Genomic DNA, 12,698 nt, shown 5'->3' on the forward strand with positions numbered 1-12,698 from the left:
GTCATCCATGAATGCAAAGTATGAAACCAACCACACCGGAGAGTTTTTGCTCTCCGAGGCCAACGGTAATCGCTCGCGCGAAGTTGGCGTGATCAACGCCACGGCTGGCAAGCTCCAGCCCGGCACGCTGCTCTCCAAACTCACTTCGGCCAACGCCGGCACCGTGACCGCAAATGGTGGCAACGCTGGCAACGGTGTGTTCGGGGCAGTAACTGTCACGAACCAGGCTATTACAGGAACCTATCTGGTCGAGATTACCGCAGAGGATGCTGACGGTGGAACTTTCTCAGTGACAGACCCAAACGGTGCTCTGGTCGGTACCGGAGAAGTGGGTGTTGCGTTTTCTGGGGGAGGTTTGAGCTTCACAATCGCAGACGGCGCAAACGATTTCGGAACAGGTGATAAGTGGACCATTGCAGTCAACGCCGGACTGGGTGAGTGGGTGCCCTATGACGACGATGGTGCAAACGATGGTCGTAGAACCGTTTCTGGTGTCCTGTACAACCACGCTGATGCAACCGAAGCGGATGTGGAGGCGACGATCATTGTTCGGGATGCTGAGGTGGCTTCGGCCAGACTGATTGGTCTGGATGACGCAGGTCGCGCGGATCTGGCATCGCTTGGCATCATCGTTCGAGACTAAGGCCACACATCCATCACAGCCATTGCCGCCTTGGGGCGGTTTTTGTTTTCTGGGCAACCTTAAATCGGTAGGTACCGAGCCTGCAAAGGTGGATGAGCTTTGAAAAGTCCGGGGCTGCTCCAAAGATGGGGCGGCCCTTTTCTTTTCCAGGATCGAAGATGAATAAATTTGAGCCATTGGTTTCTGTCGTCAGCGGTGAGCCGCTCGCGTCTAGCCTTGTTATCGCACGCGGGATGAAAGCAAAGCACAAGAACGTGCTTGAGTTGATAAGAAAGCACGCGACATCAATCGAGCACTTTGGGCCACTTGCGTTTGAAACGCGAGTGATGAGGCTCGACGGCAGAGGCGGGCAAAAGGCCGAGATTGCCATGTTGAACGAACGGCAGGCAGCACTGCTGATTTCACTTATGCGAAACAGCGATGAGGTCGTTGCTTTCAAAGTTCGCCTCATTCACGAGTTCTATCGAATGCGCGACGCTCTGAATCAGCGCACCCAGAACCTGTACCAGCAGTTGCAGGCCTTGGTCGCCGAGGAAGTCGAGACTCAGGTCAAGGCATCGTTCGGATCCCAGTTGATGCTTGAGCGCAAACGTGCGATTCCGGATTTCAAGCGGCGACGCGAATTACTCGAGTCAGAAATCCAACCTTCACTTCAATTTCACTGACCCGGCCACAAGCCGGGCTTCTTTTTTTGATCGCCGCCATTTGTGCGGCTTATTTTTACTGGAGCCATACAAATGCCATCACTAGACATCTTCAATGACGACGCCTTCGGCGTCCAGTCTCTGACCAAGGCCATCAATACGATGCCTGAAGGCACGCACGTGCCCAACTTGCTCGATCCACTCTTCACTGAGGAAGGCGTGACGACGACCACGATTTCCATCGAGATGGAGAACGGTGAGCTCTTCCTGGTTCCGGATCAACCGCGCGGTGCTCCTGGCCAGGTGGTTGTGGGTGACAAGCGAACACTCATCCCGTTCAACGCGCTGCATCTGCCTGTGACTGGCAGTGTCAATGCCGATGAGGTTCAGAACGTCCGCGCATTTGGCAGCGAGAACGAGGTTCAGACGGTTGCGGCGATCGTCAACAAGCGCCTTCAGAAAATGCGCCTCAAGATCGACGCGACGATCGCGTTTCATCGCCTTGGCGCGGTGACGGGAAAAATTGTCGATGCGAACGGTCAGAAGGTGCTGATCGATCTCTTTTCGAAGTTTGGTTTGTCGCAACAGAGCCAGGCAATGGCGCTTGGTACAGAAGCCACTGACGTTGCCCAGAAGATCCGCGATGCCATGCGCAAGGCTGAAGACAGCCTGGCTGGCACAGCCATGATCACGGGCTGGATTGGCTTGTGCGGACGAGGTTTCTACGACGCATTCGTTGGACACAAGAGCGTGAAGGCTGCGTTCGATCGCTGGCAAGACGGACAGTTTCTGCGCGATGATCTTCGCAAAGGGTTCACTTTCCAGGATGCTGTCTGGAAGGAGTACTACGGCAAGGTCGGTAGCGTGAAGTTCATTGATGACGATGATGCTTATCTGATCCCGATCACGTCAGAGGGCATTTTTCAGACAACGTTCTCCCCAGCCGACTATATGGAAACGGTCAATACCCTTGGCGTTCCGTACTACGCAGCTCAGGAGCTCATGAAGTTCAACAAGGGCGTGGCGCTCGAGGCGCAATCCAACCCGCTCTCTATCTGCACCCGTCCTCGTGCTGTGATCAAGCTCAAGAAGACCTGATATGTGGGATAACAGCGTCTTTGACCGGGCGTTTGACCGACTCGGCCTTCGGCAGAAGGTCGAGCCACACGGTTTCACGCATTTCGAGCCATTCATGGCCCGGTTCGAACGCCCTCAGGAAATCATGCTCGAGGACCAGATCCACACCACGGATTACTCGATCGAATACACGTATGCCGATTGTCCTGGGCTCAAGATCGATGATCAGCTGAAGATCGGCAGTCAGGTCTTCAAGGTCCACCAGCCGCCGACTCGACAAGGGGACGGGTATTACGCGGTGGCCCAGCTCGAGGAGGTCACATGACGCAACTCAGTCAGATGATTGACGCGCTGTATCAGGCAATCGAGGCGATCGAGGACTTCCCGGCCAGGCTCGAAAGGTCTCCGATCCGTGCGATCACCCGAAACGATTATCCGGCAGTTGTGATTCATCGTGGTGCCGAGACCGTCTCAGACGACTCGCCATGGCCACTGGTGACCCGCATCCGGCAGATCTATGTGACGGTTCATTGCGCAGGTGATGAGGCTGAGGACGAGGCGGACAAGATTTTCCTTATCTTGCAGCCGGTCTTCGCGAACTTTACGTACGAGGATCTTGTGATTACCAAGGAGCTGTCGACCGACGAGCCCAGATACGTGCAAGGCGATTTAACCAGAGTCGCGATAACCCGTCGCTGGGCGCTCACGTATCAAACCAAAGAGGATGCTTTGTAGGGACGATGAGATGAAAGACAAAGACACGAGCGGTGCCGAATCGACCAAACCCGTCGACTCATTCGAGGGGGCGGATGCCGTCCAGGACCCACCGACCACGCGCAAACGGGTCAGGCCGGCCGCCGGTGGCTCCTACATGGCAGACCGTGAGACTGGCGAGATCCTGCTGCTTGAACGAACCAAGACTGATTAATTATTGAGGAGCCAATCATGGCCAAGAAGTTCCGAAAAGGGCTGTTGCTGGCGAAGATCCAGCCAACAGCCGGAACCGGTGCGTCACCCGCTGCGGGTACTGATGCGATCCTGATGCGAAACGTGACGGTCACGCCTCTCGTTGTTGAATATGCCGAGCGTGATCTCATTCGACCCTACCTGGGTAATCCCGGCCAGATCCCGGTATCCAAACACCAGCAGATCGAGTTCGAGGTGGAGTTGGCGGGCGCAGGTACAGCAGGGGATGCGCCGGCATGGGGGGTGCTCATGCGAGGTTGTGCGTTTGCCGAAACCATTACAGCGGGCACAGATGTGGTCTATAACCCGATCACTGACTCGCACGAGATGGTAACGCTGCACTACTTCATGGATGGCATCTTGCACAAGATGATCGATGCCAGAGGGACTGTGAATTTTGACGTCACCTCAAAGGGCATTCCGTTCATGCGGTATCGATTCATCGGCACGATGGAGCCGATCACGGATGCTGCGATGCCGTCCGGGGTTGACTACGACAAGTTCATCAAGGTGATCGGTGTCAACAAGTCCAATACGCCTACCTGGAGCATTGGGGCGTACACCGGTTGCCTGCAGTCGCTCACGGTTGATATGGCCAACCAGCTGGTCTGGCGCACGCTGATCGGCTGCGAGGGTGCTGTTATCTCCGACCGCAGCCCAACTGGCAACATGGTCATTGAGCTGCCAACGATTGCGCAGCTGAACTGGCCCACTCTGGTGAGCAATGCCACGGATCAGGCCATTGTGCTGACCCACGGGCAGACGGCCGGCAACATCATTGAGATCTCGATCGCAGCCGCACAGATCACCAATCCAACCTACTCCGAACAGGACGGTATCGCCATGCTCAATCTTGGACTGAATCTTCAGCCCAAGGACGGTAACGACGAGATCGAAATCACAGTCAAGTAAAAGGAACCCGACATGTCATTTGTACCCGCTCGCCGTGCTGTTGCGACGTATCCCATCAAGGCCACTGTCTATGACGAGAATGGCGAAAAGTCTCAGATTGAGTTCATCGGGATTTACGTCAGAGACTCCATCAAAACAGTGGATGACCTTCGCCTGGCGCTGGCCAACAAGAACTATCAGGCCAGAGTTGGCGAGCCCCTGAAGCGCCCAGACGGGTCGACACCTCCCGAATGGTCGTATGACACCGATTTCGCCTTCATCAGTGACAAGCTCGTTGGCTGGAAGGATGTGAAATCAGCCGATGGTGCGGATCTGCCCTATTCGGCAGAGCGTCTGAAGACCATGCTCGATGACTATCCGGAGCTGGCGATCCCGCTCTTTGGCGGGTACTTCGATGCACATCAGGGTATTCGCGAAAAAAACTGATCGAGGCGGCCCGGTGGTGGGCAGGAGAAAAGGCCAGCGGGGCTTTTGAGGTCGACCAGACCATCATCGACCAGCTCAGAGCCGCCGGGGCGCCAGAGTCGGTGATCGAAGCGGCATCCAAGCCAAATGCAACCGTCGAAGATGATGATGTCTTTCAATATCCGCCCGACATTGAAGAGGCGCTCAAGATTTTCATGGGGTTGAGCTCCAGCTGGGAAACGGCGATTGATCCAATTGGTGGGCAGGTCATGCGCATTGGCCTACGGTCAACGGAGATCGCTGCAGAGATGCAGTTGCAAGGCATAAGAAAGCGAAATAGGACAGCCCTATACCAAGACATTCGAGTCATGGAGAGAGCTGCCTTGAAGGTGTTTATGGGTAATCAGTCGGCCCAATCAAGTTGAGAATCTGACATGGCATCAAAGAAGATCGGTGTGATCCTGGAGGGCGATGACGCAGGATTGCGTGCAACGCTCGCCAGGTCGACTGCTGCGACAAAGCACTTCGCACAGACGACGGAAGCCGAGCTCAATCGAGCCGGTGGCGCGGCTGGGGCCGCTTCGACCGGGATGCGGACCTACTCCGAGACGCTAGGAGGCGTTGGCACGTCCTCACGAGCAGCTTCTATCGCTGCAGATCGATTCATTCAAGATCTTCAGCGTCAGGTCGATGCCATTGGCAAGACGACAGCCGAGCTTCGCATGATGCGTGCAGCTGAACTGGGCGTTGCCGACCGGGCAGCACCGTTGATCCAGCGACTCGACCAGGCATCTATGAGTATGGGACGCGCCGGTATCAGTGCAGGTCAGTACTCCATGGCCATGCGTCAGTTGCCGATGCAGATCACGGATATCGTGACTTCGCTCGCCTCGGGAATGCCGATCTATATGATCGCAATCCAGCAGGGAGGACAGATTCGAGATTCTTTTGGTGGTATGGGTGCAGCTATGCGTGGCATGCTGTCCATCATCAATCCGGTCACAGTCGGACTAGGACTTATGGCTGCGGCTGGGTACGGTGTTTACTCTGCATACAGTTCAGCAGTCGAGCGTACCAAGGAGTTAAATGACGCACTGGATGTGACTGGGTATCAGGCTGGATTGACCGCTGCTGAGCTATCGGCCATGGCGGCGAGTGTGGCGGAAGTGTCCGGCACCCAGGGTAAGGCAATCTCCGCGATCGCTGGCATCATTTCCTCGAACCAGTCACTCGGTTTGTCTTACCAGCGTGCAACATTGGCGGCGATTGAGTGGGAACGCGCAACAGGAACGGCTGTAGATGAAACCATCAAGAAGTTCGCTGACATGGCAGGCGATCCCGCAAAGGCCATTGAGGATCTGGACAAGCAATACAACTTCTTGACGGCCAATGCCTATGCGCAGGTTCAGGCACTCCTCGATCAAGGCAGGGCGCAGGAGGCGGTCTCGCTGGCATCGGAGCAGTATTACGAAGCCATCATGGAGCGCGCCCCGCGAATCACCGAACAGACGAGTTGGCTGGCGCGCGCCTGGGCTGATGTGAAGGACGGGACGATCAGTGCGTGGGAAGCCTTTGGTGTGTACCTGCAAGGCCTTGTTGACCCAACAATCACGCAACAACTGGAAAAACTCTACGAAGAAGCAAAAGATCTGGAAGAAGAAATTGCGGTGCTTAAGCAGCGCAACTCACAGACGGCCGTAGGGGCGTATCAAGTTGAACTGCGCAATCTGCAGTATTTGCTGGACGAGAAACAGAAAGAGATCAAGTTGGTCAATGATCTGCAACTGGCAGATGTATCGAGAGCCAGCCAACTAAAAAAGGAATTTGAGGAGAAGCAAAAGCTTCGCGAGATCCAGGACTTCCTGAATCAGGGTAGGGACGCCGAGATTAATGCGATGTCTGACTTTGAGCGCGCACAGGCTCAGATCAACGATGTCGTGGCGACTTATCTCGCATTGCTGAAGACAGTGAACCTGTCTGAAGAACAGCGGGTTGACCTTCTGGATGCCCTGAACAAGCAGATTCATGCCATTCATTCTGGCCTTGATCGCGCATCCTCTGGAACCAGACGCCTTGGTGTTGCAACCAAAAGTGCCGCTGAAGAGATGCGGGAGCAGTTGCGTAACTACGAGTTTGAGACCACGCTTCTGAGCATGACCGCAGCAGAGCGGGAAAGAGCAATTTTTCTGCGCGAGATGGAGAACAAGGGCATCAAGGAAGGTAGTGCCCTCTGGAGAGAGCTTGCCCAGGCACAAACCAGTGCCATGACGGATCGCCAGTCTGTCCAGTCGACCCAAGCGCAGAATCGTGAGGCTGAGCGGATCTTTGAGTCCTTGCGCACGGAAGAAGAAGCAATCCTCGATTCGTATAACAGGCGTCGAGAAATTATCCTTGGCAACACCGTATCGACTGAGCAACAAAAGGCTGAGTACCTTCGTCGGCTTGATGATGAGACAAATCAGGCTTTGCTCGAATCAAGCGGTAGTTTCTGGGAGCGGTATCTAGCCGGAGCCGAAGAAGCGCTGACGTCATTTGACGAAATGTCAGCTGATGTTCTTCAACGATTCTCTCAGCAGTTTGGTGATGCGTTCGAGGCAATGGTCTTTGATTCACAAAGCCTGGGTGATGCAGTTGGCAATATGGCAGAGGGCATGGCTCGGTCGGTGGTCAATGCGCTGGGCCAGATGGCCGCTCAGTGGCTTGCCTACCAGGCGGTGCAGATGATCGTCGGCAAGAGCACTCAGCAATCAGGCGCGGCTGCGATGGGTGCAAATGCTGCCGCAATGTCGCTGCAAGCGGGGCTAAACGCATACGCAGCAACGGCTGCAATTCCAATTGTTGGGCCAGCAGAGGCACCGTTGGCCATGGCTACTGCGTTGGGCACAACCGGCCCTCTTGCGCTGGCAGTTGCTGCTGCAGCGCAGGCTGGTGCGACTGGCATGGCTCACGATGGAATTGATTCAGTTCCGAAAACTGGAACGTGGCTTCTTGAGAAAGGTGAGCGCGTAACGACAGCCAAGACAAGCGCACGTTTGGATGGGATGCTTGAGCGCATCGAGTCTGGGCGATCTGCATCGAGAGGGGATGGGGCTGGGGCGTCTGGTCTGAATCTGAGCGTCAACCTGATCGAAGATGCAAGTCGTGCCGGCCAAGTCTCCCAGCGCCAGACAGGCGACAGGGAGTACATCCTAGACGTCATGGTGGCGGACATCATGGGGGGCGGGAGAGTGGCAAAAACCGGTATTCAACACCTCGGCTGGAAGAGGCATGGCACATGATCGCTACGTCCATCAACTACCCGGCTGGTCTCACCCTGCCTCTGCGTGAGGGCTACGACATCAACCATGTCAGCCCTTTACAGCGGACTGAACTTCAATCAGGACGAGCCCGGCAGCGGCGCAAGTTCACGTCTATACCAAGCATCGTTTCGTTAACGTGGTTCTTCGACAAGAACGCGCACTGCCTGCTGTTTGAGCTGTGGTTCAAAGAGTCTTTGATGGACGGTGCAGAGTGGTTTAACTGTCCGTTGCAGACGCCGATGGGGATCAAGCCGTACGTCTGTCGATTCACGACTATGTACAAAGGCCCCACTCTTGTTGCTGCGAGCATGTGGCGCGTCTCCGCTGAACTCGAAATCTACGAACGTCCAACACTCCCTGCAGAAGACATCAACTACCCCGATGAGCTGATCTACGCGGACATGTTTGACCGCACGATGAATCTGTACTGGCCGAAATAAGGAAGGTCACATGAAAAGCTTTTGCACCAAAACCTTGGCCATCCTATGTGGATATAAAGCCTCGATCGTTTTCAGGGTCCTGCTTGGGATCATGGTCACCATCAACTATTTCGTCGACCCGATCAGAGCTGCCGCCTTCATTTTGCTTTACTTCTTTATCCGGAGCCTCGTGTACTCGAGTTGCCTGGATCGCCTCTTGAATCAGTATCCTGGCGTCCTCTCTGCTCAAAGGAGCAGGGGATTGAAGCCTGACAGCGAGGTCAACGATCGCGACCAGCACAGCTAAACCGTTAAGCACCCGATCCACTGTGAAGAATCTGGCCAACTTTCCAATGGTCGGATCCACTGCCTCAACTGATTTGATGGTTTCTTCGGCGGACTTGTTTGCGGCCTTGGCTTGCTCGAGCACCGCTTTCAATCGCATGAATCGTTCATGGGTCGAAGCCGGGCCAGACAAGACCGTGACCAGGTGCTCCTGCAGATTGAAGGCGCCGTCCGGCACGGTGCCCATTGACCCACAGACTGGGCATGGGCCAGCCTTGCAATTTGAGATCGTGATCATGGAGCTGCCGGATCCGGCGATTCCGGAGTTGAAAACAGTTCCGCAGTTGTCGCAAAAGGCTGGCAGATTTGCCATGTGAGTCTCCGTTTCATTATTCAGAAGTCACCCATAGTTTCCCTTTGTACACCACCTTCGGGTGGTTTTTTGTTGGTGTCTATGACCATCCTTGCAACCGTCTACGCCTCCGCTCCTGCAGCCGAGGTGATCATTCCTGCGCTTGAAATCCGAGTACCTGGTAAAGATCCGATCCGCGTGTGCGGTGGCTTTGAGGATCACATGCTCGGTGTCGATGGCGACGACTACTTGTTTCGCGCCGCACCGATTGCCGTGTCTCTACCAAAACGGGACACGTCTGGCCAGCAGAACCTTGCGTTCGCAGTGGCGGGACTGGACGGGAGCGAGCAGGCGTACATAGAGGCTGCGCTTGAAGACGACGGGCTGGTGGAGATTGTCTATCTCGAGTATCTGGCGAGCGACAAGACGGCACCGGCCAGAGCGCCGCTGGTGATGGTGGTCGTCGGTGGTGTGATCGAAGGCATGGAAGCCAAGTTCGAGGCATCGTTCTACGACCTGCTGAATTCGGCGTGGCCGCGAGAGCGGTATACGACTGAGTCTGCACCCGGGCTGAAGTACCTGTGAATCATTACCTGCAGACGACCTATGCCGATGACGGCAGGGGGCCGCATGCCTTCAATTGCTGGGGGCTGACACGCAGTGCCCGACACACCCTCTTTGGCAAACCGCTGCTGCCCAGCTATGACGACATCGATCCCGATGACAAGCCCGCATTGACTGATGCCTGCAAGGCCGTTCGAGGCACCGGGTTTCATGAGGTGTCGCTCAGGCCTGGCGCCATTGCAACAGGGTGGCGTGGGCAGTGCTGCGTTCACATCGGGCTGGTCGTTCAGTCAGACGGTCGGTTGTGGGTGCTGGAGACCCGACGAAAGGTCGGTCCTACGTTGACCGGGATCCCGAAGTTCGAGAGACGTTTTACGAAGGTTGTCTACTATGACGATTAAGATCTACCCGCACGCCAAGGAGATTCCAGGCGAGCCGCTGGAGATCCATGAATGGGAAGGCACGCTCGTTGATTTCATTCGCAGCCAACGGCAGGATCCGGACCAGCCCCAGCGCTTGCACACGCACGTTGAAGTCAATGGAAGGGAACTGACCCGTGACGAGCGCTCTACCTTCATTCTGAAGGCGGACGATGATGTTCGCATCTGGATCCAGGCCGCACAGGGCGACCCGATCACCTGGGCGGTTGTCGCTGCGGTCGCATTGAGTGCGGCCAGTCTTTTCTTGCGGCCCGGCATCGGCGGAATCAACCGCGGGAATGCGCAGCAAGGCACCCGGCTTGATGTGGCTTCGGCCAGTGCCAACCAGGCACGTCTGGGTGAGGTGGTACCGGAGCTTGCCGGACGGTTCAAGCGCTACCCGGACTACCTCACGCCACCCCGCAGACATTTCCTGAACGGCCCGCGCGAGCAGTGGATTGAGTTTCTGGCTTGCATCGGTCCGGGTGAGTACGAGATTGACGCCAACGATGTCAAGATCGGCGACACGCCATTCTCAGGACTCGGCGTGGATGGCAGCTACGGCATTTATCCACCTGGTGCGGATCTCTCGTTCCTGACTGCAGCCCAGCACTGGCACACCGTCTCGGAAGTGGGAGGAACCTCGACCGGGCAAGCTGGAATTGAGCTTGGCGTTGATATGCAGACCACTTCGCACAGTCCTGCACCCAGTTATCAGTTCTCGGGGGTGACGATCGCCATACCTTCCGGATACAGCCAGACTTTCCCGCCAGGCTGGGGGCCGGGTACGTTAGTGAGGATTGAAGTCAACAGGCCAGAGACGTATGCAGCCGAAGAAGTCAGCGCTGTAACAAGGTTCTCGGGCAACTTCGGCCACATCCTGCCATTGCCCGACACCACTATCGTTCACGTTTCAGGCGCAGGGCTCGATGGCGATTATGTCGTCTACAACGCCAGCCTGGATGGATCCGGTAACGGCTACATCGAACTCTGGACGATTGAAGTGCCGCCAACCGATGAGGATCCGATCGGCTCGCCATCGGTGCCGGTTGTCGTGGCCGATGGCTCGTACACGATGACCTTCAAGCGGGCGATCAACGTGACGCTCGGCGGTGCGTCGGAGGAGTTCGTAACGCTTTCTGGTTACTCGTTTCCCGCGTTTGAGTCAGCCGCGAGCATCACCTATGCGGGCGGTGCGGCCTATGGTGCGTGGACGTCGATATTCAGTATCACGCCAGCCAATGAAGTGACCGACTTTATCGAGTTCGATTTCTTTTTCCCGAACGGTCTTGCGGAGGTTCTGACCAGCGGTGATCTGGCATCCAGAACGGCCAACATCGAGGTCCAGTACCGTGACAAAGACATCGGTGGCGCGTGGACTTCGCTGACCTACGCCTACACGCAGGCCACACTGGATCAGATCGGCTTTACCGTCCAACGCAGCATTCTATCCATGCGTCCTGAGATTCGGGTTCGCCGGATCAGTCCGACCACCACATCCACCCAGATCCAGGACAAGGTTTCCTTCTATGGCTTGCGGTCCCGACTTCCGACTCGAACCACCTATCCGGCCTGGACCACGATGGCTGTGTACGTCAGGTCTGGAAACCGGATCGGCGCGCAGTCCGAGAACCAGATCAACGTGATTGCCACCCGCAAGCTGCCCACACTACAGGCCGGTGGTACCTGGTCTGCACCGGTAGCCACGAGGGACATTTCCGCCTTTGCCCGCTACATCGCCACCACCATCGGCTACACCGACGCGAATCTCGACATGGACGAGATCGAGCGGCTGCACGATATCTGGGTGGCGCGAGGCGAGACGCTGGACCATATCTTCGAAGAGACGACGGTCAAAGGCGCGATTGACACGGCCTTCGGTGCTGGCATGGCTGAACTGACGATCGATGATGGCCTGATCAAGCCGGTCAGGGATGACGTCCGGACGTCATTTGAGCAAGGCTACAGCCTGCAGAACATCACCGGACCTCTGAAACGCAACTTCCGCACACGTCGCGTGGATGATCACGACGGCGTCGAGGTCGAGTACATCGATGGCCAGACGTTTACCAAGGAAGTCATCCAGTGCCTGTTGCCCGGGGACGCCGGAATCAAGCTGATGAAGGTCAAGCTCGATGGGGTCACGGACAGAACGAGAGCCTGGCGCATCGGCATGCGGATCCGGCGCGAGATGCGGTACCGGCGATGGACGTACCAGATCGAGACCGAGCTGGATGCGCTCAACTCTGGATACCTATCCTACGTCCCGCTGGTTGACGACATCCCGGGCTACGGTCAGTCAGCCATCCTGCACTCGATCACAGCAAGCGGGGACGATGCACTGCTGAGGGTATCCGAGCCGCTGGTGTGGGCAGACGGTGAGTCGCATGTGGTCGCGTATCGAAGGCCGGACGGGACGGTTGCCGGACCATTCGCCGCGACTCCTGGACCGGATGACTACAGCGTGATTGCCAGTATCCCGCTCCCGTGGCCCGTGATCAGCCTCTCTCTGGAGCCGCCACACGTGTATTTCGGTACCACCGAGAGATGGGCCTTCCCTGCATTGGTGACCAACATCGTGCCAGGCGATGGGCGGGTCAGTGTGACCGCAATGAACTACGACGAAAGAGTCTACGCAGACGATAACAACGCACCCGCGTAATACCGCCAACGAAATAACCACCATTCCACACGAACCGCCCCCGAGGCGGTT

General features: G+C 56.5%; 15 protein-coding genes. 14 read left to right on the forward strand and 1 reads right to left on the reverse strand.

Features of this window, described 5'->3' with window-relative positions; all coding sequences use genetic code 11:
- Nucleotides 1–7: 7 nt before the first annotated feature.
- From DBV39_RS00110 to DBV39_RS00160, 11 genes are all read left to right on the forward strand, one after another.
- Nucleotides 8–643, forward strand: coding sequence for a head decoration protein (locus DBV39_RS00110; RefSeq protein ID WP_108619814.1), 636 nt, complete (start codon nt 8–10; stop codon nt 641–643).
- A gap of 158 nt (nt 644–801) precedes the next feature.
- Entirely contained in the window at nt 802–1,308 is a 507-nt protein-coding gene (locus tag DBV39_RS00115; protein ID WP_108622994.1) for a Rha family transcriptional regulator, read from the forward strand.
- Between the two features lie 72 nt (nt 1,309–1,380).
- A complete protein-coding gene (locus tag DBV39_RS00120; RefSeq protein ID WP_108619815.1) occupies nt 1,381–2,385 on the forward strand; it encodes a major capsid protein in 1,005 nt (334 codons plus the stop codon).
- 1 nt (nt 2,386) lies between these two features.
- A complete protein-coding gene (locus DBV39_RS00125) occupies nt 2,387–2,689 on the forward strand; it encodes a head-tail joining protein (RefSeq protein ID WP_108619816.1) in 303 nt (100 codons plus the stop codon).
- Entirely contained in the window at nt 2,686–3,099 is a 414-nt protein-coding gene (locus tag DBV39_RS00130) for a hypothetical protein (RefSeq protein WP_108619817.1), read from the forward strand. Before DBV39_RS00125 ends, DBV39_RS00130 begins: the two co-directional genes overlap by 4 nt.
- Nucleotides 3,100–3,109: 10 nt before the next feature.
- Complete coding sequence (locus tag DBV39_RS00135) at nt 3,110–3,292, forward strand: hypothetical protein (protein WP_108619818.1); 183 nt, start codon at nt 3,110–3,112, stop codon at nt 3,290–3,292.
- Nucleotides 3,293–3,309: 17 nt separating this feature from the next.
- Nucleotides 3,310–4,242 carry a phage tail tube protein gene (locus tag DBV39_RS00140; RefSeq protein ID WP_108619819.1) on the forward strand — a complete coding sequence of 311 codons (933 nt, stop codon included), beginning with the start codon at nt 3,310–3,312 and terminating at the stop codon, nt 4,240–4,242.
- A gap of 12 nt (nt 4,243–4,254) precedes the next feature.
- Nucleotides 4,255–4,668 carry a hypothetical protein gene (locus DBV39_RS00145; protein ID WP_108619820.1) on the forward strand — a complete coding sequence of 138 codons (414 nt, stop codon included), beginning with the start codon at nt 4,255–4,257 and terminating at the stop codon, nt 4,666–4,668.
- Nucleotides 4,669–4,769: 101 nt separating this feature from the next.
- Entirely contained in the window at nt 4,770–5,072 is a 303-nt protein-coding gene (locus DBV39_RS00150) for a DUF1799 domain-containing protein (RefSeq protein WP_108619821.1), read from the forward strand.
- Nucleotides 5,073–5,081: 9 nt separating this feature from the next.
- Nucleotides 5,082–7,925: a phage tail length tape measure family protein gene (locus DBV39_RS00155; RefSeq protein WP_108619822.1), complete on the forward strand. Its 2,844-nt coding sequence runs from the start codon at nt 5,082–5,084 to the stop codon at nt 7,923–7,925.
- On the forward strand, nt 7,922–8,386 hold the full coding sequence (locus tag DBV39_RS00160; RefSeq protein WP_108619823.1) for a hypothetical protein: 465 nt from the start codon (nt 7,922–7,924) through the stop codon (nt 8,384–8,386). The genes DBV39_RS00155 and DBV39_RS00160 overlap by 4 nt, the downstream gene beginning before the upstream one ends.
- 43 nt (nt 8,387–8,429) lie before the next feature.
- On the opposite strand, the gene DBV39_RS19305 is transcribed toward DBV39_RS00160, so the two are convergent.
- Nucleotides 8,430–9,023 (reverse strand): hypothetical protein, encoded by a 594-nt coding sequence (locus DBV39_RS19305; protein ID WP_159078687.1) that lies wholly within the window; start codon nt 9,021–9,023, stop codon nt 8,430–8,432.
- Between the two features lie 81 nt (nt 9,024–9,104).
- On the opposite strand from DBV39_RS19305, the gene DBV39_RS00175 reads away from it, so the two are divergent.
- From DBV39_RS00175 to DBV39_RS00185, 3 genes are read left to right on the forward strand one after another with little or no spacing between them, the layout of a single operon-like run.
- On the forward strand, nt 9,105–9,587 hold the full coding sequence (locus tag DBV39_RS00175; RefSeq protein ID WP_108619826.1) for a DUF1833 family protein: 483 nt from the start codon (nt 9,105–9,107) through the stop codon (nt 9,585–9,587).
- Nucleotides 9,584–9,967: a hypothetical protein gene (locus tag DBV39_RS00180; RefSeq protein WP_108619827.1), complete on the forward strand. Its 384-nt coding sequence runs from the start codon at nt 9,584–9,586 to the stop codon at nt 9,965–9,967. Before DBV39_RS00175 ends, DBV39_RS00180 begins: the two co-directional genes overlap by 4 nt.
- Complete coding sequence (locus DBV39_RS00185) at nt 9,957–12,647, forward strand: host specificity factor TipJ family phage tail protein (RefSeq protein ID WP_108619828.1); 2,691 nt, start codon at nt 9,957–9,959, stop codon at nt 12,645–12,647. The genes DBV39_RS00180 and DBV39_RS00185 overlap by 11 nt, the downstream gene beginning before the upstream one ends.
- Nucleotides 12,648–12,698 lie beyond the last annotated feature (51 nt).

The sequence above is a fragment of the Orrella marina genome, assembly GCF_003058465.1.
Lineage (GTDB): Bacteria > Pseudomonadota > Gammaproteobacteria > Burkholderiales > Burkholderiaceae_B > Algicoccus > Algicoccus marinus.